Origin of the sequence: Staphylococcus sp. GDX8P54P (assembly GCF_017893165.1) — a bacterium.
Classification (GTDB): domain Bacteria; phylum Bacillota; class Bacilli; order Staphylococcales; family Staphylococcaceae; genus Staphylococcus; species Staphylococcus borealis.
Genome location: NZ_JAESMM010000005.1, coordinates 152003 through 173723 on the forward strand (window position 1 = coordinate 152003; position 21721 = coordinate 173723).

20 protein-coding genes are annotated in these 21721 nt (G+C 34.5%); 16 read left to right on the plus strand and 4 right to left on the minus strand.

Translation table 11 applies throughout. The features are described from left to right. The first annotated feature begins 1 nt into the window (after window position 1). From uvrA to clpP, 10 genes are all read left to right on the plus strand, one after another. Window positions 2-2836 carry an excinuclease ABC subunit UvrA gene (gene uvrA / locus KA909_RS01780; RefSeq protein WP_075108221.1) on the plus strand — a complete coding sequence of 945 codons (2835 nt, stop codon included), beginning with the start codon at window positions 2-4 and terminating at the stop codon, window positions 2834-2836. Between the two features lie 453 nt (window positions 2837-3289). Continuing rightward, complete coding sequence (hprK, locus tag KA909_RS01785) at window positions 3290-4225, plus strand: HPr(Ser) kinase/phosphatase (RefSeq protein WP_053029918.1); 936 nt, start codon at window positions 3290-3292, stop codon at window positions 4223-4225. 3 nt (window positions 4226-4228) lie between these two features. After that, window positions 4229-5074, plus strand: coding sequence for a prolipoprotein diacylglyceryl transferase (lgt, locus tag KA909_RS01790; RefSeq protein ID WP_193839629.1), 846 nt, complete (start codon window positions 4229-4231; stop codon window positions 5072-5074). After that, window positions 5074-5553: an acyltransferase gene (locus KA909_RS01795; protein ID WP_075108219.1), complete on the plus strand. Its 480-nt coding sequence runs from the start codon at window positions 5074-5076 to the stop codon at window positions 5551-5553. Before lgt ends, KA909_RS01795 begins: the two co-directional genes overlap by 1 nt. A gap of 16 nt (window positions 5554-5569) precedes the next feature. Further along, entirely contained in the window at window positions 5570-7009 is a 1440-nt protein-coding gene (locus KA909_RS01800; protein ID WP_193839628.1) for a tetratricopeptide repeat protein, read from the plus strand. A gap of 63 nt (window positions 7010-7072) precedes the next feature. Next, window positions 7073-8014, plus strand: a complete 942-nt coding sequence (trxB, locus tag KA909_RS01805; RefSeq protein ID WP_053029914.1) for a thioredoxin-disulfide reductase — start codon at window positions 7073-7075, stop codon at window positions 8012-8014. Between the two features lie 201 nt (window positions 8015-8215). Beyond that, the gene (gene rapZ / locus KA909_RS01810; protein WP_053029913.1) at window positions 8216-9130 is read left to right on the plus strand and encodes an RNase adapter RapZ; all 915 of its coding nucleotides are present in this window, start codon (window positions 8216-8218) and stop codon (window positions 9128-9130) included. Next, the gene (locus KA909_RS01815; protein WP_193839627.1) at window positions 9127-10113 is read left to right on the plus strand and encodes a gluconeogenesis factor YvcK family protein; all 987 of its coding nucleotides are present in this window, start codon (window positions 9127-9129) and stop codon (window positions 10111-10113) included. Before rapZ ends, KA909_RS01815 begins: the two co-directional genes overlap by 4 nt. Window positions 10114-10244: 131 nt before the next feature. Continuing rightward, on the plus strand, window positions 10245-11189 hold the full coding sequence (gene whiA / locus KA909_RS01820) for a DNA-binding protein WhiA (protein WP_053029911.1): 945 nt from the start codon (window positions 10245-10247) through the stop codon (window positions 11187-11189). Window positions 11190-11806: 617 nt separating this feature from the next. After that, a complete protein-coding gene (gene clpP / locus KA909_RS01825; RefSeq protein ID WP_053029910.1) occupies window positions 11807-12391 on the plus strand; it encodes an ATP-dependent Clp endopeptidase proteolytic subunit ClpP in 585 nt (194 codons plus the stop codon). Between the two features lie 185 nt (window positions 12392-12576). Here the strand turns inward: clpP and KA909_RS13435 are convergent, their stop codons facing one another. From KA909_RS13435 to KA909_RS01835, 3 genes are all read right to left on the minus strand, one after another. Further along, window positions 12577-12765 carry a hypothetical protein gene (locus tag KA909_RS13435; RefSeq protein WP_228480579.1) on the minus strand — a complete coding sequence of 63 codons (189 nt, stop codon included), beginning with the start codon at window positions 12763-12765 and terminating at the stop codon, window positions 12577-12579. An 18-nt stretch (window positions 12766-12783) separates the two neighbouring features. After that, on the minus strand, window positions 12784-13683 hold the full coding sequence (locus tag KA909_RS01830; protein ID WP_193839626.1) for a TIGR01777 family oxidoreductase: 900 nt from the start codon (window positions 13681-13683) through the stop codon (window positions 12784-12786). Window positions 13684-13988: 305 nt separating this feature from the next. Beyond that, entirely contained in the window at window positions 13989-14168 is a 180-nt protein-coding gene (locus KA909_RS01835; RefSeq protein ID WP_075109128.1) for a hypothetical protein, read from the minus strand. 205 nt (window positions 14169-14373) lie between these two features. Between KA909_RS01835 and KA909_RS01840 the strand changes: the two genes are divergently transcribed. After that, window positions 14374-15072, plus strand: a complete 699-nt coding sequence (locus tag KA909_RS01840; RefSeq protein ID WP_053029907.1) for a DUF4887 domain-containing protein — start codon at window positions 14374-14376, stop codon at window positions 15070-15072. A 228-nt stretch (window positions 15073-15300) separates the two neighbouring features. Here KA909_RS01840 and KA909_RS01845 read toward each other — a convergent pair whose 3' ends face one another. Next, a complete protein-coding gene (locus tag KA909_RS01845; protein WP_193839625.1) occupies window positions 15301-15519 on the minus strand; it encodes a hypothetical protein in 219 nt (72 codons plus the stop codon). 337 nt (window positions 15520-15856) lie between these two features. Here KA909_RS01845 and KA909_RS01850 point away from each other — a divergent pair, with 337 nt between their 5' ends. The 5 genes from KA909_RS01850 to gpmI all read left to right on the plus strand — a co-directional run bounded on the left by KA909_RS01850 (window position 15857) and on the right by gpmI (window position 21691). After that, on the plus strand, window positions 15857-16873 hold the full coding sequence (locus KA909_RS01850) for a sugar-binding transcriptional regulator (RefSeq protein WP_075109132.1): 1017 nt from the start codon (window positions 15857-15859) through the stop codon (window positions 16871-16873). Between the two features lie 48 nt (window positions 16874-16921). Further along, the gene (gene gap, locus KA909_RS01855; RefSeq protein ID WP_011276377.1) at window positions 16922-17929 is read left to right on the plus strand and encodes a type I glyceraldehyde-3-phosphate dehydrogenase; all 1008 of its coding nucleotides are present in this window, start codon (window positions 16922-16924) and stop codon (window positions 17927-17929) included. A gap of 163 nt (window positions 17930-18092) precedes the next feature. Continuing rightward, a complete protein-coding gene (locus KA909_RS01860) occupies window positions 18093-19283 on the plus strand; it encodes a phosphoglycerate kinase (protein WP_053029904.1) in 1191 nt (396 codons plus the stop codon). Window positions 19284-19409: 126 nt separating this feature from the next. Next, on the plus strand, window positions 19410-20171 hold the full coding sequence (tpiA, locus tag KA909_RS01865) for a triose-phosphate isomerase (protein ID WP_210129892.1): 762 nt from the start codon (window positions 19410-19412) through the stop codon (window positions 20169-20171). Between the two features lie 2 nt (window positions 20172-20173). Further along, complete coding sequence (gene gpmI, locus KA909_RS01870) at window positions 20174-21691, plus strand: 2,3-bisphosphoglycerate-independent phosphoglycerate mutase (protein WP_075109133.1); 1518 nt, start codon at window positions 20174-20176, stop codon at window positions 21689-21691. The last annotated feature ends 30 nt before the right edge of the window (window positions 21692-21721 follow it).

Sequence of the window (21721 nt, forward strand, 5' to 3'; positions counted from 1 at the left end):
AATGAAGGGACCAAGTATTGTAGTAAAAGGCGCACGCGCACATAATTTAAAAGATGTAGATATAGAACTTCCTAAAAATAAACTTATTGTTATGACAGGATTATCAGGATCAGGTAAATCATCTTTAGCCTTTGACACGATTTATGCTGAGGGTCAAAGACGATACGTCGAATCATTAAGTGCATATGCGCGCCAATTTTTGGGTCAAATGGATAAACCAGATGTGGATACAATCGAAGGATTGTCTCCAGCAATTTCAATTGATCAAAAAACGACAAGTAAAAACCCTCGCTCTACTGTAGCGACTGTAACTGAAATTTATGATTATATACGTCTACTTTACGCACGAATAGGCAAGCCATATTGTCCAAATCATAATATTGAAATTGAATCGCAAACCGTTCAACAAATGGTTGACCGTATACTTGAGCTTGAGGAACGTACTAAAATTCAAATTTTAGCACCCATTGTATCTCATAGAAAGGGTAGCCATGAGAAACTTATCTCAGATATTGGTAAAAAGGGCTATGTCCGTCTGAGAGTCGATGGCGAAATTGTTGATGTTAATGAAGTGCCAGAATTAGATAAAAATAAAAATCATACTATCGAGGTAGTTGTAGATAGATTAGTCGTAAAATCAGGCATTGAAACACGTTTAGCAGATTCAATAGAAACAGGTTTAGAATTAGCGGAAGGTAATATTACTGTCGATGTGATCGATGGCGAAGATCTTAAATTCTCTGAAAATCACGCTTGTCCAATTTGCGGATTCTCTATCGGTGAATTAGAACCTAGAATGTTTAGTTTTAATAGTCCGTTTGGGGCATGTCCAACTTGTGACGGTCTAGGCCAAAAACTTACTGTCGATCTTGATTTAGTGGTACCAGACCCCAACAAAACTTTGAATGAAGGTGCTATTGAACCTTGGGAACCAACAAGTTCTGATTTTTATCCAACATTATTAAAACGCGTATGCGACGTTTATAAAATAAATATGGATAAACCTTATAAAAAATTAACTGACAGACAGAAAAATATATTAATGCATGGTTCAGGAGATAAAGAAATTGATTTTTCTTTCCACAGTCGAAATGGAGGTACACGTCATCGAAGAATGAAGTTCGAAGGTGTTGTTGCCAACATTGACCGTCGCTATCATGAATCACCATCAGAATATACACGTGAAATGATGAGTAAATATATGACAGAATTGCCTTGTGAAACATGTCATGGTAAACGCCTAAGCAAAGAAGCACTATCTGTTTACGTTGGTGGCTATAACATTGGTGAAGTAGTGGAATACTCTATTAAAAATGCATTGAATTACTACGAAAATATTGAACTATCCGAACAAGATAGTGCAATTGCAAATCAAATATTAAAAGAAATTATTTCAAGATTATCATTTTTAAATAATGTTGGATTAGAGTATTTAACACTTAATCGTGCATCAGGTACACTTTCTGGTGGTGAAGCACAACGAATTCGATTAGCTACACAAATAGGTTCACGCTTAACAGGTGTGCTATATGTGCTTGATGAGCCGTCTATTGGTCTACATCAACGTGATAATGACCGATTAATAAGTACACTGAAAGAAATGCGTGATTTAGGTAACACACTTATAGTTGTTGAACACGATGATGACACAATGCGTGCTGCTGACTACCTTGTAGATGTCGGTCCTGGTGCGGGGAATCACGGTGGAGAAATTGTTTCTAGTGGTACACCAAGCAAAGTGATGAAAGACAAAAAATCTTTAACAGGTCAATATTTAAGCGGTAAGAAACGTATTGATGTCCCTGAACATCGTCGAGAAGTGACAGATCGCAAAATCAGTATTAAAGGTGCAAGAAGTAACAATTTAAAAGGTGTGGATGTTGATATTCCATTATCTGTAATGACCGTTGTGACTGGTGTATCAGGTTCCGGTAAAAGTTCATTAGTTAACGAAGTATTATATAAATCTTTAGCTCAAAAAATAAATAAATCTAAAGTTAAGCCAGGTGCATATGATAGTATTGAAGGCATTGACCAGTTAGATAAAATTATAGATATTGACCAATCACCAATTGGTAGAACACCACGTTCTAACCCAGCTACTTATACTGGCGTATTTGATGATATTCGCGATGTATTCGCTCAAACTAACGAAGCTAAAATTCGTGGTTATCAAAAAGGACGCTTCAGTTTTAATGTTAAAGGTGGACGTTGTGAAGCTTGTAAAGGCGATGGCATTATCAAAATTGAGATGCACTTTTTACCTGATGTGTATGTCCCTTGTGAAGTATGCGATGGTAAACGTTACAACCGTGAAACATTAGAAGTAACGTATAAAGGTAAAAATATTGCCGAAGTACTTGAAATGACGGTGGAAGAAGCTGCATATTTCTTTGAAAATATCCCAAAAATACACCGTAAATTACAAACACTTGTGGACGTTGGCTTAGGTTATATCACGCTCGGCCAACAAGCTACAACTTTATCAGGTGGGGAAGCACAACGTGTTAAATTAGCATCAGAATTGCACAAACGTTCAACTGGACGTTCTATCTACATTCTAGATGAGCCGACGACGGGTCTACACGTTGATGATATTAGCCGATTGCTAAAAGTATTGAATCGACTAGTTGAAAATGGTGATACAGTTGTCATCATTGAACATAATTTAGATGTCATCAAAACAGCAGATCACATTATCGATTTAGGACCTGAAGGTGGCGATGGTGGGGGTACACTTGTTGCCACAGGTACGCCTGAATACATCGCTAATGTACCATCGTCATACACAGGTAAATATTTAAAAACAGTACTCGAACGCGATAAAGTTGAATAACTAAACCTAGCGTCAGGAAACTATAAAGACGAAGAATGATTAATAATGCACAAGGTGGCCTAGTTATTAAATTTTAACTACAAAATCTACAAGCTAAGTAGGCTTGGAACGGGGCATTAAATCATAAAACTTACAAATTAAGTTTTCCTGACACTCGAGACCCGTATAGAATCCGGAACAAAAATAATATAATGAAGCTATTTTGCAAATTCGCAGTAGCTGACTGAACTGAGAAGACGCTTAATTCAAGCTTTTCTCAGTTCTAGTCACCCTTGCGGGGGTGGGAGAACGAATTTATTAAGAATTCTCTCCCACTCCCTTTTCATTTGAGTGTGTTGTAAAATGTGAACGAAACAAATATATTAGGAATTCTTCTTTTTTATATTAATCTTCTCTTTATTTTTGATATGATAATAGATGAATGAATTCAAGTGAAAATTTTGAGGTGAACTCATGTTAACGACAGAGAAATTAGTCAAATTACTTAAATTAGAATTATTTACAGGTGAAAAAGGATTACATAAACCGATTAAAAATACAGATATATCAAGACCGGGTTTAGAAATGGCTGGCTATTTTTCACATTATGCTGCAGATCGTATCCAACTATTAGGAACAACGGAATTATCGTTTTATAATTTATTACCTGATGAGGAACGTCACGGACGAATGAGAAAATTATGTCGTCCCGAAACACCTGCAATCATAGTGACTAGAGGATTAGAACCGCCACAAGAGTTGATAGAAGCAGCTCAAGAAATGGATACACCACTGATTGTATCCAAAGATGCAACGACAAGTTTGATGAGTCGATTAACAACGTTCTTAGAACACGAATTAGCTAAGACGACATCATTACATGGTGTATTGGTCGATGTTTACGGTGTTGGTGTATTAATCACTGGAGATTCTGGTATAGGTAAAAGTGAGACTGCACTTGAATTAGTGAAACGAGGACACCGACTTGTAGCAGACGATAATGTCGAAATTCGTGAAATAACAAAAGATGAATTAATAGGCACACCACCCAAATTGATTGAACACTTACTCGAAATTAGAGGCCTTGGTATCATCAATGTTATGACATTGTTTGGTGCAGGCTCTATCCTTACACAGAAACAAATTCGTTTGAACATCAACCTTGAAAATTGGGATAAAGATAAATTGTATGACCGAGTTGGATTAAATGAAGAAACATTACAAATTCTTGATACAGAAATCACTAAAAAAACGATTCCTGTACGTCCAGGACGAAACGTGGCAGTTATTATAGAAGTTGCAGCAATGAACTATCGCCTGAATATAATGGGCATTAATACTGCAGAAGAGTTTAACCAACGATTAAATGAAGAAATCCTAAAAAAAGGTCATCAAAGCAAGGAGAGCTAGAGCATGCTTTTAAATTTGAATTATATTGACCCTACTGCATTTAATTTAGGACCACTCTCAATAAAATGGTACGGTATCATTATTGCTGTAGGTATTCTCATTGGTTATTTTATAGCTCAAGAAAGTTTGAAATATGTTGGGCTACATAAAGATACGCTTGTTGATGTCATCTTTTATAGTGCCATTTTTGGATTCATCACTGCTCGAATTTATTTTGTGATTTTTCAATGGCCATATTACATGCAAAACCCTATTGAAATTCTAATGATATGGCATGGTGGTATAGCAATACATGGTGGTCTTCTAGGCGGATTTATTACCGGTATAATTGTATGCAAAGTAAAAAATCTTAATCCGTTCCAAATAGGTGACATTGTAGCACCAAGTATTATATTAGCTCAAGGAATTGGGCGTTGGGGAAACTTTATGAATCATGAAGCTCATGGTGGCCCAGTTCAAAGAACATTTCTTGAAAACTTACATATTCCAGAGTTCATTATCCGTAATATGTATATAGAAGGCGTGTACTACCATCCCACATTTTTATACGAATCAATATGGGATGTATTAGGCTTTATCATATTAATTACAATTAGAAAGCATTTACGTGTGGGTGAAACATTCACATCATATTTAATTTGGTATTCCATTGGACGTTTCTTCGTAGAGGGTCTAAGAACTGATAGTTTGATGTTAACAAGTAACATTAGAGTAGCCCAACTTGTTTCAGTCATTTTGATTGTGATTGGTTTAGCGCTAATGATTTATCGTCGTATTAAACATCAACCACCATTATATAAAGAGGCAGGCCCATTATCATGGCCTAGTCCTAAAGGTAAAGTAAAATAATGAGACGATTAACGAAAGAGGGTCATCATAAGATTAATCCATTATGGCGAATTTATCGTTTTGTACGTTTCCCGAGAGTGCTTAGGAATACTATGATTATTGAAATTTGTCGCTTTATACCGAATTTAAGTTGGAAAAGATGGCTATACATCCATTTATTGAACATGTCCATTGGCCAACATACAGCTATAGCCTATAAGGTCATGCCAGACTTGTTTTATCCCCAACTTATAACCATTGGCAATAATACAGTAATTGGTTATAATACTACAATATTAACGCATGAGGTATTAGTAGATGAATATCGCTATGGTCCAGTTAGAATAGGTGATCAAACTTTAATTGGTGCGAATTCGACAATATTACCAGGTGTAAATATCGGTCATCATGTGGTTGTGAAAGCCGGCACAGTTGTGTCGAAAGATATACCAGACGATGCCGTTGCATATGGCAATCCTATGCACATTCATTATAAATAAAGAGAGGTGACAAAGAATGGCGCAAAACAATGATAAAATTATTTCAATGAAATTTGATGAACCATTTTATCGTAAAATGGCGGATCAAAAATATAAAACACAAGATTTTAATAAAGCAGCAGAATACTATAAAAAAGTGCTTGATTTGTCACCACAAGATTTTGATATAAAGTTAAAGTATGCCCATTGCTTAAATAAACTTCATTTAGGTAGACGAGCAGAGCATTTGTTTTATGACAGTATTATTGAAGGGCAAAATGTAGCAGATAGCTATTATGAGCTTAGTCAATTAAACATCGACCTTAATGAGCCAAACAAGGCCTTCTTGTTTGGTATTAATTATGTGATTTTAACAGATGATAAAGATTTCAGAGAAGAATTAGAAAAGACCTTCGAAGTGTCATATATGAGTGAAGAAAAAATTCAACTCGAAGCACAGCTTTTTGCTACACAACTATTATTCCAATATTTATTTTCTCAAGGACGATTGCAAGATGCACGTACGTATATATTGAATCAAGATGATACTATTCAAGAGCATAGAGTGATTCGCAACTTACTAGCCATGTGCTATTTATATTTAAGCGAATATGATATTGCTAAAGACATGTTTGAAGCATTGCTATCAGAAGATAATTCAGATGTACACGCGTTATGTCACTATACATTGCTACTTTACAATACCAATGAAAAAGACAAATATCATAAATATCTTAAAATATTAAGTAAAGTTATGCCTATGAACGATGATGAAAGTTTTAAATTAGGTATCGTACTAAGTTATTTAAAACAATATGAAGCGTCTCAACAAATATTATTACCTCTATATAAAAAGGGGAAATTCGCTTCAATTCAAATGTTTAACGCATTGAGTTTTAATTATTATTACCTTGGAAATAAAGAACAGAGTCAATTCTTTTGGGATAAATTACTTCAAATATCTAAAGTAGATGTTGGTTATGCACCTTGGATACTAGAAGAGAGTAAACAAGCTTTTGATCAAAAGATACTACCATTGTTATTAGATGATGATAGTCATTATAGACTTTATGGTGTCTTTTTATTAAATCAATTAAATGGTAAAGAAATATTAATGACACAAGAGATTTGGTCTATTTTAGAAAAAATGAATGATTATGAGAAACTTTACCTTACGTATTTAGTTCAGGGTTTACATTTAAACAAATTAGATTTCATTCATAAAGGTTTAGTACGTTTGTATGAAATGGATGAAATACACAAGGATACGGAATTATTTATAAGTTGGATTGATAAAGGCGAAGGTTTAATTGCGAATGAAGTTGATTTAAGCGAAGTTGATAGATATGTAGCTGCACATGCATATTTATATCATCGTTATTATCATAGTCATGTAACTAAAAAGAAAATCATGACATTGTTTAATGTATCGCGTTACAAGTTAGATAGTGCGATTAATCAATTATTGAGCATATAAATTTAAAGATTTCAAATAATAATATATAATGCGCATGATATTAAAAACGTAGGAGGCATAGAAATGACAGAAGTAAATTATGATGTTGCAATTATCGGCGCAGGACCTGCTGGTATGACTGCAGCAGTTTATGCATCACGTGCAAATTTAAGCACAGTAATGATTGAACGAGGCATGCCTGGTGGCCAAATGGCTAACACAGAAGAAGTAGAGAACTTCCCAGGATTTGAAATGATTACAGGTCCGGATTTATCTACCAAAATGTTTGAACACGCTAAAAAATTTGGTGCCGAATATCAATATGGAGATATTAAATCTATTGAAGATAAAGGTGACTATAAAGAAATTAACCTAGGTAATAAAGAAATAACAGCACGCGCTGTGATTATTTCAACAGGTGCCGAATATAAAAAAATTGGTGTCCCTGGAGAACAAGAACTAGGTGGACGCGGTGTAAGTTATTGTGCAGTGTGTGATGGCGCCTTCTTTAAAAATAAAAACTTATTTGTAATAGGTGGCGGTGACTCTGCAGTTGAAGAAGGAGCATTCCTTACTAAATTCGCAGACAAAGTTACCATTGTACACAGAAGAGATGAATTAAGAGCGCAGAAAATCTTACAAGATCGTGCGTTCAAAAACGACAAAATTGATTTTATCTGGAGCCACACATTAAAATCTATTAACGAAAAAGATGGTAAAGTAGGCTCTGTAACACTTGTTTCAACTAAAGATGCCTCAGAACAAACGTTAGATGCAGATGGTGTATTCATTTATATTGGTATGAAACCATTAACAGCACCATTTGTTAATTTAGGAATTACAAACGACATGGGCTATATTGTAACGGAAGACAATATGAGTACTACAGTACCAGGTATTTTTGCTGCTGGAGATGTAAGAGATAAAGGCTTACGACAAATTGTAACAGCAACTGGTGATGGTAGTATAGCAGCTCAGAGCGCTATTGATTACATTGAAGAATTAAAAGATAAAGAAGAAGCATAATTAAGCAAGGCTAGAACATGTCATCACATTTGATTGTGATTTAAACATGGGTTCTAGCCTTTTTTAATGGGTGCGTAAACTACTAACTACTTATATCGCATTAATCGTTACGATAAGTCGTTCATATGATATTATGAAGGTAAATTAACTATAGTCGTGAACGTATATTGACGTTAAAAAGATGAACTAGGCGGTGTCAAAATGACGAACCATAATGAAAATGAAATGAGTAAAAGTGAACTATTAGTAGTAACAGGTCTATCAGGTGCTGGTAAATCCGTAGTTATCCAATGTTTAGAAGATATTGGTTACTTCTGTGTTGATAACTTACCTCCGATATTACTTCCCAAATTTGTTGAACTAATGGAACAAGGAAATCCTTCTTTGCAAAAAGTAGCAATCGCGATTGATTTAAGAGGGAAAGAATTATTCAAGTCGTTAGTGGAAGAAATTGATGCAATTAAAAGTAGAAATGATGTTATTGTAGATGTCATGTTTTTAGAAGCGGAAACGGAGAAGTTAATCTCGAGATACAAAGAATCTAGACGTGCACATCCTTTGAATGAAAATGGTCAAATGTCATTAATAGATTCAATTTTAGAAGAAAAGCAATTGCTTAGTAATATTCGCTCAATTGCTAATTACATCGTAGATACAACACAATTGAAGACGAAAGAGCTTAAAACAAAGGTTAAAGAAAAATTCCAAGATGACAATTTTAAATCATTTAGTATTAATGTTTCAAGTTTCGGATTTAAACATGGCATACAAAAAGATGCAGATTTAGTGTTCGATGTTCGTTTCCTTCCAAATCCTTATTATGTTGAAGACTTAAGACCGATGACGGGAGAAGACGAACCCGTTTATCATTATGTTATGAAATGGAAAGAAACTGAAATATTTTTCGAAAAATTAATGGATTTATTGAAATTTATGATACCAGGTTACAAAAAAGAGGGTAAATCTCAATTAGTGATTGCAATAGGTTGTACAGGAGGTCAACACCGATCTGTTGCGTTAGCTAAACGTATTAGTGAAGAATTAACAGACATATTTGATTATAATGTTTATGTTCATCATAGAGATGCACATATCGAAAGTGGCGTGAAAAAATGAAACAATTAAAGATTGTACTTATAGGCGGTGGAACAGGTCTATCAGTATTAGCAAGGGGATTAAGAGAGTACCCCATCGATATTACAGCCATCGTTACTGTAGCGGATGACGGTGGTAGTACTGGTAAAATCCGTAGTGAAATGGATATACCAGCACCAGGCGATATTAGAAATGTTATTGCAGCATTAAGTGATGCAGAACCAGTCATAGAAGAGTTGTTTCAATATCGTTTTAAAGAGAATCAAATTGAAGGACATTCACTTGGCAATTTATTATTAGCAGCTTTAACCAATATCAAGAATGACTTTGGTCATGCGGTAAAAGAATTAAGTAAAATATTAAATATTAAAGGCAAAGTGATTCCATCTACAAACACGAATGTGATGTTAAATGCAGTGTTAGAAGATGGAGAAATTGTACGCGGCGAATCTCAAATACCAAAGAAAAACAAACGTATTGAGCGTGTCTTTTTAGAGCCTGAAAACGTTGAGCCTATGGAAGAAGCGATTGACGCACTAGAAGATGCAGATTTAATCGTACTTGGACCTGGTTCGTTATATACTAGTGTGATTTCAAACTTATGTGTTAAAGGTATGTCGGACGCTATCTTACGCTCAAATGCGCCTAAATTATATATATCTAATGTTATGACTCAACCTGGAGAAACGTCGGATTACGATGTTATGGATCATATTCAAGCGATACATAATCATGCTGGCAGTGACTTTATCGATTATGTCATTTGTAGTAATGATAAATACGATGATAATGTTTTAAAACGTTATAAAGAGCGTAATGCCAAACCAGTTGTTATGGATGAACATAAAATAACGGATCATAACATTAAGATCATTACGTCATCGAATTTAGTTGAAATCTTAGATGACCATTTAGTGCGTCATAATACGAAAGTTTTAGCGAAATTAATCTATGATTTAGCCCTTGAATTGACAAGTACGATTCAATTTAGACCGAAAAAATAACACTTCTAATCGGCAGTATAACTATGGTATGATAAAGAGCGTATGTGTATTCATGTATGCGTAGAATAACGTGTAACAATATAGGATGTTAATTACATGTATATATAAATTTGATTAGAGGGGGAAATGTGATGAGTTTTGCGTCAGATATGAAAAATGAATTAACACGCATTGAAGTTGACGAAAGCAATGCTAAAGCAGAGCTTAGCGCATTAATTCGTATGAACGGTGCACTTAGCCTATCTAATCAACAATTCGTAATTAATGTTCAAACAGAAAATGCTACGACTGCTAGAAGAATTTATTCATTAATTAAACGCATTTTTAATGTAGAAGTTGAAATTCTTGTGCGTAAAAAAATGAAATTAAAGAAAAATAATATTTATATTTGTCGTACAAAAGTACGTGCGAAAGAAATTCTGGACGAACTAGGTATTTTAAAAAATGGTATTTTCGTTCATGATATTGATGCTAGCATGATTAAAGATGATGAAATGCGTAGAAGTTATTTGAGAGGCGCATTTTTAGCTGGAGGATCTGTAAATAATCCTGAAACATCATCCTATCATTTAGAAATATTCTCTCAATATGAGAATCATTCTGAAGGTTTAACTAAGTTAATGAATAGCTATGGCTTAAATGCTAAACACTTAGAACGCAAAAAGGGTAGCATCGCTTATTTAAAAGAAGCCGAAAAAATATCTGATTTTCTTAGTTTAATAGGTGGATATCAAGCATTATTGAAGTTTGAAGATGTGCGAATTGTTAGGGATATGAGGAATTCAGTGAATCGTTTAGTGAATTGTGAAACTGCAAATCTTAATAAGACGGTAAGTGCCGCTATGAAACAAGTGGAAAGCATTCAATTAATTGATCAAGAAATTGGACTAGATAATTTACCAGATCGCTTAAGAGAAATTGCAAAACTTCGAGTCGAGCATCAAGAAATCTCCTTAAAAGAACTAGGAGAAATGGTTTCAACTGGTGCTATATCAAAATCTGGAGTAAATCACCGCTTAAGAAAGCTAAATGAACTTGCAGATAAAATTCGAAGTGGCGAAAAAATTGAATTATAGGTATGAACTCGTCACATAGTGGCGAATTTTTTTGTAAGAGATTAGGTTCTTAACACGTTTATGGCATTTAGTATTCTATAATAGTTGAATGACAGGCAGACTAAAAAGAGCCTGGGACATCAATAATATAGTGATACTATTTTGCAAATTCGCAGTAGCGGACTAAACTGAGAAGGCACTTAAATCAAGCTTTTCTCAGATCTAGTCATCCTTGCGTTCGGCGGGGCCCCAGCAAAGATCATTTTACTAAGAAATGCTACAAACAAAGCAAGCTGGGAGCGGACGACGAATTTCAAAAGCATTCTGTCCCACTCCCATAATGTAAAAAATATATGCAATTTAAAACTATTAGCCCCCTCGAGAGGAGTCGAACCTCTATTTTAAGAACCGGAATCTTACGTGCTATCCGTTACACTACGAGGAGATATAAAGTAACAAAGACAAAATTCTGTACTATTTATCAATTTAAAAGTACAATCTGAATGTATGTTTATAGTGTACAAAATATAATAAAATAAGGTCAAATTTTCTTTGTGCTATATGAGTTTAAATTTTGACCATTTTTGACTTTTCATGTAGAATACTAAATAACAGTTAATCATAAGGAGGAAATATAAATGAATTTAATTCCTACAGTAATTGAAACAACAAATCGCGGTGAACGTGCATACGATATTTATTCTCGTCTATTAAAAGACCGTATTATTATGTTAGGTTCTGCAATTGATGATAACGTAGCAAATTCAATTGTATCACAATTATTATTCTTACAAGCGCAAGATTCTGAGAAAGATATCTACTTATATATTAATTCACCAGGTGGTAGTGTCACTGCTGGTTTTGCTATTTATGATACAATCCAACACATTAAACCAGACGTACAAACTATTTGTATCGGTATGGCTGCATCAATGGGTTCATTCTTATTAGCTGCTGGTGCAAAAGGTAAACGTTTCGCATTACCAAATGCGGAAGTTATGATTCACCAACCATTAGGTGGTGCACAAGGACAAGCAACTGAAATCGAAATCGCTGCTAACCACATTTTAAAAACACGTGAAAAATTAAACAAAATTTTAGCTGAACGTACAGGTCAAAGTATTGAAAAAATACAAAAAGATACGGACCGTGATAACTTCTTAACAGCTGATGAAGCTAAAGCATATGGCTTAATCGATAATGTTATGCAGCCTGAAGATTAATCATTAATGTTAAATTATCATGAAAAATGAGTCCGGGACAAAAATTATATAATGAAGCTATTTTGCAAATTCGCAGTAGCTGACTGAACTGAGGAGGCGCTTAATTCAAGCTTTTCTCAGTTCTAGTCACACTTGCGGGGGTGGGACAACGAATTTAAAAAGAATTCTGTTCCACTCCCATTTTTTTATGATTTTTTTGAAGTGCTTTTTAGGAGAAGTCGAACCGAAATCACAAGTAAAATAGCACCAATGAATATGAAGAAAATTGACATTAATATAATTACAAAATGATGTTCGAAGGCAAAAATGCCATTTAGTATCAGAAATAGACTAGCGATGATTAATAAAATATACGTTAATTTCTCGTCGTTCATGATTCAAAACTCCAATAACTATGCATCGATTAAATCTTCGAAAGCAATTTTTAAGTTAGGATAATTAAATGTAAAGCCAAGTGCATCCAATTTGTTTGGTAATATCTTTTGCGTATCTAAGACAACTGTAGACATTTCACCAAGTGCGATTCGCATCAAGAACGATGGAACCCATGTTTCATGAGGGCGGTGCATGACACGTGCAAGTGTATATCCGAATAGATTTTGACGTTCAGCCATAGGTGCAGCCATATTGAAAGGACCTTGGGCTTTAGGATGGTCGATGGTAAATAGAATTGCACGTACTAAATCATTAATATGAATCCAAGAATACCATTGGAATCCAGAACCTAATTTGCCCCCTACAAAAAATTTATAAGGCAGTTTCATCGTTTGTAATGCACCACCATCATCAGATAAAATCATGCTGAATCTTCCTAGTACGACACGTGTACCAAATGATTCAAAACGTTTGGCAAAACGTTCCCACTGATAAACGACATCAGATAAAAAGTCGAAGGGAAGTGTTTGATATTTTTCAGTATACGTTTGATATAAACTTGGTGGATAATAGCCCATCGCACTCGCATTGAAGAGGACTTCAGGTTTATGGTCGCGATTGCTGAATAAATCAACGAGTGCTTGTGTTGATTCGATACGGCTAGTCATGATTGATTGTTTGTATGATGGTGTCCAACGTTTATTTAAAGTTGCACCAGCTAAATTGATAACTACATCTATATCTGGAACTTGAGATGTCCAACCGTCTTTTGACCAATTAATATATGAAATTTTAGGATCATCACTTTGCTTATCGCTACGAGTTAATATTGTAATGTGTACATCGCGATGCTTTAACTCGTTTACTAATTGACTGCCTACCATTCCAGTTCCGCCAGTTATTAAGAATTGCTTCATATTTACACCTCTATTAATTTATTGTATTTGAAAAGACGTTCTACGATTGTCGTTCAACGATCGTTGTTCAAAAAATGTACAACGATTAGTCAATAATATGTCATTTACTATGCTGTAAACAGGATTTAATTTTACGAAGGTTAAGTTATAATAAATTTGTACCTTCGATATAGTAGATTTCAATAGCTTTGAGTAAATTGAGTATACCCCATAGACTACGCAAAATAAACGAAGGTCAATTTTGACTCCCTTTAGTAGAAGCCCATGCGAGCATCGTATGGGCTTTTTGTATATCTATTATAGTACTAATTAATGTAGATTAAGAATAATATGATTAAAGGAATGAAAATGATTGATAATAGCAAGAGGTCAAGACGAGACGTGTTGCTATCATCATAATTATCATTATTTAACATCATTGACTTTAATCCACGTTTAGGTGCTTTGTCTTCTTCAAAGATATCATCAGAAACAATTTTCTTCATTTATCTCACACTCTCGAATTATAATTAAATTATATTTGCATAATTGATGTTTGTAATTACTTATGATGTTATCATATATAAGTAATTATGTATCAATTTAATTTATGTCTTAATCCTTTTTATATCATTTTCGTGTGAATGACTGTAAAATAATTTGCTACATATAGGGACTAAACAAATTGAATATATTAAAGTGAGGTAACTTATGTCTAAGAACAATAGAAATAGAGATGACTTTGGTGAACCGGAAAAGAAAAAAATGAGTGGCATTTCGAAACTGATTAGCACGATTATAGTCTTATTATTATTAAGTGGCTTGGCTTTTGCGATTTACGCATTTGTTGATCATTCTAACCGATCAAGTGAACGCTTAAATAATCAATCAACTGAAGAGAAAAAAGACAAGAAAGATAAAAAAGATAAAGAAGAGAATGACAAAAAATCGAGTGAAGAACGTTCGAATGTGACGCAGGAAACTGTTACGCAACAAGCACCTCAAACTCAACAACGTCAGACTCAGCAAGCAACGCCTTCAACACAAGAAAGAACTAAACAACCATCAACTGAAGAGAAACAACGTACAAAACAAGATACTAAAGAAGAAAAAACTCAAGAGAAAACAACTAAAGAAGAGGCTACTACTGAAGAAAGCCGTACAAAAGAACAGGCAACACAAGAAAATAATAGCAATCGCAACAACAATAGAAATACGAATGAGTCAAATACGAATAAACCAAATCGTACTCAATCAAGCACACAAACTAGAACACAACAATCACCGCAAACACAACAACGTTCAACAACGCAACCATCTACGCAGCAATCAACTTCAAGACAAACGACACAACGAAATGCTACGTCTACACAAAGCCAATCAAACCAACAATCATCTAATAATAATTAGTAGCATCATGGGTCTTGATTAAGACCTGTAATATTAGTATGATTTAAACCCATTAACTAGCAATGAATTAACGTTAAACATCGATGGTTAAAGGGGATGCAAGTGATGATAGCAGTCTTATGAGATTTCTCATGAGGCTGCTTTTCTTAATTTAGTCATCAATAGTATGATGACAAAGCGCTAGAATGAATTTGTACCAATATGACATCATTACCGAGCTCCTTATCTTTAAAACATCCAATTCATTAAAAAAGTAAAAATGATAGAAAGTAAAATAGAAATAAAGATTGAAGAAAGGCAACCAAACGGGCAACCACAACCATACCGATACCTAACGGAATAATGCGCTCGATCAGTAGGCTGCGAATGATTAAAATAGTCATCATCTTTATATCTTCGATCATTTGGATCAATAACCTCAACATGATTATCCTCTTCGCGAGCCATTTTTTCTCCTCCTTTAAATGAAGTGCTTCTATTGTAAATGAGAACAACTTGCATAGGAAAGTATTTTGCAAAAGAATAATTATTAAACTTTGAGGGTAATACTATAAAATAAGAGATAAATTATACTTTTTATTATGCATATAGTAGGTTTATTCTACTTAATTTGGGAAATTTTACAGATAATTTTAAATATTAGAGTTTTTCTCTTGCATTTTCATCAACACAATAGTACTATTGCAAGTGTAAAGAGGTTAGATTTTGTCCCAGGCGGGACACAAATAGTCAAACCGCTTTTATACTATTGGTTACCTTTTAGACATAAAGGAGGAAGGTAGTAGTGAAAGACTTGATTAAAATTCAACAGAAGTTGATACCTGATCTCGTGGATAAAATGTATCGACGCTTTTCTATCTTAACTACTATCTCAAATAATCAACCAGTAGGTAGAAGAAGTTTAAGTGAACATATGGATATTACTGAACGTGTCTTAAGGTCTGAAACAGATATGTTGAAGAAACAAGATTTAATCCAAGTTAAATCAACTGGAATGGAAATCACTGAAGAAGGTAGATCTGTTTTAAATCAGCTTAACGAATATTTCAATATTTATACTGATGATAATCAATTAGCTGAACAAATTAAGACCACTTTCGGTATTAAAGAAGTTCATGTTATACCTGGTGATGCAGATGCTCACGAGAACGTAAAATCAGAAATGGGGAGACAAGCTGGTCAATTACTTGAAAGCATCCTATATGAAGATGCGATTGTTTCAGTAACAGGTGGTTCGACGATGGCAAATGTTAGCCGTGCGATGCATCTTTTACCATTTAATGTGTTTTTTGTTCCAGCGCGTGGTGGCCTTGGAGAAAATGTTATCTACCAAGCTAACACGATTTCAGCGAGCATGGCGCAACAAACAGGTGGGTATTATACAACGCTTTACGTACCAGATAATGTAAGTGAATCAACGTATAATACACTTCTAATGGAACCTTCTGTGGTTCATACATTAGATAAAATCAAACAAGCAAATATAACAATCCACGGTATTGGTGATGCGCTGAAGATGGCGCATCGTAGACAATCGTCAGATGAAGTGATTGAAAGCCTTCAACATCACCAAGCCGTTGCAGAAGCTTTCGGTTACTATTTTGATGCTCAAGGCAACGTAGTCTATAAAGTAAAGACGATAGGACTACAACTTGAAGATTTAGAAACCAAAGATTTTATATTCGCTGTTGCCGGAGGTCAATCTAAAGGAGAAGCAATTAAAGCTTACTTAAGTATTGCCCCTAAGAATACAGTATTAATTACTGATGAAGCAGCAGCAAAAGTAATATTAAATAAGTAATAAAAAGTTAATAGCTTTTTAAATATCATTTTAAAGGAGGCCATTATAATGGCAGTAAAAGTAGCAATTAATGGTTTTGGTAGAATTGGTCGTTTAGCATTTAGAAGAATTCAAGACGTAGAAGGTATTGAAGTAGTTGCAGTAAACGACTTAACAGACGACGAAATGTTAGCTCATTTATTAAAATATGACACTATGCAAGGTCGTTTCACAGGAGAAGTTGAAGTTATTGATGGTGGTTTCCGCGTAAATGGTAAAGAAGTTAAATCATACGAAGAACCAGATGCAAGCAAATTACCTTGGGGCGATTTAGATATCGACGTAGTATTAGAATGTACTGGTTTCTATACAGATAAAGAAAAAGCAGAAGCACACATCAATGCAGGTGCTAAAAAAGTATTAATCTCTGCACCAGCTAAAGGTGACGTTAAAACAATCGTATTCAACACTAACCACAATGACTTAGATGGTTCAGAAACAGTTGTTTCAGGTGCATCATGTACTACTAACTCATTAGCACCAGTTGCTAAAGTGTTAAGTGACGAATTTGGTTTAGTTGAAGGTTTAATGACAACTATTCACGCATACACTGGTGACCAAATGACTCAAGATGGTCCACATAAAAAAGGCGACAAACGTCGTGCGCGTGCAGCAGCTCAAAACATCGTACCAAACTCAACAGGTGCTGCAAAAGCTATCGGTAAAGTTATTCCTGAAATCGATGGTAAATTAGACGGTGGTGCTCAACGTGTACCAGTTGCTACAGGTTCATTAACTGAAGTAACAGTTGTATTAGAAAAAGACGTTACTGTTGAAGACGTTAACAAAGCAATGAAAAACGCTTCAAACGAATCATTCGGTTACACTGAAGACGAAATCGTTTCTTCAGACGTAGTTGGTATGACTTACGGTTCATTATTCGATGCTACTCAAACTCGTGTAATGTCTGTTGGTGACCGTCAATTAGTTAAAGTTGCAGCTTGGTATGACAATGAAATGTCTTACACTGCTCAATTAGTTCGTACTTTAGAATATTTAGCAGAATTATCTAAATAATTTAGAAGCATAGTTAAATAAACTTGTGCTCAGTATAGATGTACGATTCAAAGTACACTTGTACAAATTATTGAAATAAGTTAGCTTATGAGTAAGCGGGGAGCACTAACGCTTCTCCGCTTATTTTTATATTAGTAATTCCTATTTAGAGGAGGAAATTATAATGGCAAAAAAAATTGTTTCTGATTTAGAATTAAAAGGGAAAGTTGTTCTTGAACGTGCTGATTTCAATGTACCTTTAAAAGACGGTAAAATCACAAATGATAACCGTATTGTTCAGGCTTTACCAACAATTAAATATATCATCGAACAAGGTGGTAAATTAGTTCTATTTTCTCACTTAGGAAAAGTTAAACAAGAAAGTGATAAAGAAGGTTTAACTTTAAAACCTGTTGCTGATGCTTTATCAGAAAAGTTAGGTAAAGAAGTCACTTTCGTACCTGAAACACGTGGTGAAAAATTAGAAACTGCTATCAAAAACTTAAAAGAAGGCGATGTATTATTAGTTGAAAATACACGCTTTGAAGATTTAGATGGTAAAAAAGAATCTAAAAACGATCCTGAATTAGGTAAATATTGGGCTTCATTAGGTGATGTATTTGTCAATGATGCTTTCGGTACAGCACACCGTGAACACGCATCTAATGTCGGTATTTCTACACATTTAGAAACTGCAGCTGGTTACTTAATGGAAAAAGAAATTAAATTTATCGGTGGTGTTGTCAACGACCCACACAAACCAGTAGTTGCTATCTTAGGTGGCGCTAAAGTATCTGACAAAATCGGCGTCATCAAAAACTTAGTAAATATTGCTGATAAAATTCTTATCGGTGGCGGAATGGCGTATACTTTCTTAAAAGCGCAAGGTAAAGAAATCGGTTTATCATTATTAGAAGAAGATAAAATCGACTTTGCTAAAGCATTACTTGAAAGTAACGGCGATCAAATCGTTTTACCAGTAGATGCAAAAGTGGCAAAAGAATTCTCTAATGATGCTGAAATCACTGAAGTATCAATAGACAACATCCCTTCAGATCAAGAAGCAATGGACGTTGGACCTAAAACTGTTGAGTTATTCTCTAAAGAATTAGAGGGTGCACACACAGTTGTTTGGAACGGACCTATGGGTGTATTTGAATTCAGTAATTTTGCTCAAGGTACAATCGGTGTATGTAAAGCCATTGCTAACTTAAAAGACGCTACTACTATTATCGGTGGTGGTGACTCAGCAGCAGCTGCAATTTCTTTAGGTTTTGAAGATGACTTCACACATATTTCTACTGGTGGCGGTGCATCATTAGAATATTTAGAAGGTATTGAATTACCAGGCATTAAAGCGATTAATAACAAATAATCGTCTTATGAAAATGTCTACGTTTTTCTAAACATTTTCTAGGGAAAATGCATAAAGCATGAGACGTTACGTCTTAAAAGATATTTAACGCTAAAATTACAATTTAAATATATAGGAGTGTAATCAATGAGAAAACCAATCATAGCTGGTAACTGGAAAATGAACAAAACAGTTAAAGAAGCTAAAGACTTCGTTAATAACTTACCAACATTACCTGATGAAAAAGAAGTTGAATCAGTAATTTGTGCACCAACAATCCAATTAGATGCACTAATTTCATTAGTAAATGATGGCAAAGCAAAAGGATTAAAAATTGGTGCTCAAAACACTTATTTTGAAGATAATGGTGCATTCACAGGAGAAACATCTCCAGTAGCATTAGCTGACTTAGGTGTTAAATACGTAGTTATCGGACATTCAGAGCGTCGTGAATTATTCCATGAAACAGATGAAGATGTGAATAAAAAAGCACATGCTGCATTTAATCATGGTATGACACCAATCATTTGTGTTGGTGAAACAGATGAAGAACGCGAAAATGGTAAAGCTAATGAAATCGTTAGTAACCAAGTTGAAAAAGCACTAGAAGGTTTATCAGAAGAACAACTTAAAGAAGTTGTTATCGCATACGAACCAATTTGGGCAATCGGTACTGGTAAATCAGCTACTTCTGATGATGCAAATGAAATGTGTGCACACGTTCGTAAAACAGTAGCTAAAGTAGCAAGCCAAGACGTTGCTGATGCAACACGTATTCAATATGGTGGTAGTGTTAAACCTAACAACGTTAAAGAATATATGGCTCAATCTGACATTGATGGTGCATTAGTAGGTGGCGCATCATTAAAAGTTGAAGATTTCGTACAATTGTTAGAAGGTGCAAAATAATTATGGCTAAACAACCAACAGCTCTAATCATTTTAGATGGTTTCGCTAATCGTGAGAGTGAACATGGTAATGCTGTGAAACAAGCGAACAAACCTAATTTTGATCGTTATTACAGTAAATATCCTACTACTCAAATTGAAGCGAGTGGTTTAGACGTAGGTCTTCCTGAAGGTCAAATGGGTAACTCAGAAGTTGGTCATATGAACATTGGTGCAGGACGTATCGTTTATCAAAGTTTGACACGTATCAATAAATCAATCGCTGATGGTGATTTCTTTGAAAATGATGTATTAAATAATGCTGCACAACATGTTAAAGACCACAATTCTGCATTACATGTCTTTGGATTATTATCTGATGGTGGTGTACACAGTCACTACCAACATCTATTTGCATTATTAGAATTAGCTAAACAAAAAGGTTTAGATAAAGTTTATGTACATGCATTCTTAGATGGTCGTGACGTAGATCAAAAATCAGCACTTAAATACATTGAAGACACAGAAGCTAAATTTAAAGCATTAGGTGTAGGTCAATTTGCATCTATTTCTGGTCGTTATTATGCAATGGACCGTGACAAACGTTGGGACCGTGAACAAAAAGCATATAATGCGATTCGTAACTTTGAAGGTCCTTCTTATGTATCAGCTAAAGAAGGTGTTGAAGCTAACTACGCTAACGACTTAACGGATGAGTTTGTTGAACCATTTATTGTTGAAGGTCAAAATGATGGCGTGAACGATGGAGATGCAGTTATCTTCTTCAACTTCCGTCCTGACAGAGCAGCACAATTATCAGAAGTATTTACTAACAAAGCCTTTGATGGTTTCAAAGTAGAACAAGTTAATGACTTATACTATGCAACATTTACTAAATACAATGACAATGTAGATGCTGAAATTGTCTTCGAAAAAGTTGATTTAACGAATACAATTGGTGAAGTTGCTCAAAATAACAACTTGAAACAATTACGTATTGCTGAAACAGAAAAATATCCACACGTAACATACTTTATGAGTGGTGGACGTAATGAAGAATTTGAAGGTGAACGTCGTCGTCTGATTGATTCACCAAAAGTTGCAACTTACGACCTAAAACCTGAAATGAGTGCATATGAAGTTAAAGATGCATTATTAGAAGAGTTAGACAAAGGTGATTTAGATTTAATCATTTTAAACTTTGCTAACCCTGATATGGTTGGACATAGTGGTATGTTAGAACCAACGATTAAAGCAATCGAAGCAGTGGATGAATGTTTAGGTGAAGTTGTCGACAAAATTTTAGATATGAATGGTTATGCAATTATTACTGCTGACCATGGTAACTCTGATCAAGTGTTAACTGACGATGATCAACCAATGACAACACATACGACAAACCCAGTTCCTGTTATTGTAACTAAAGAAGGCGTTACATTACGTGAAACTGGTCGTCTAGGTGATTTAGCACCAACATTATTAGACTTATTAAATGTTGATCAACCATCAGATATGACTGGTGAATCACTTATTAAGCACTAAATGAAGTTGCGTTTTTAAAGTATAAGGATA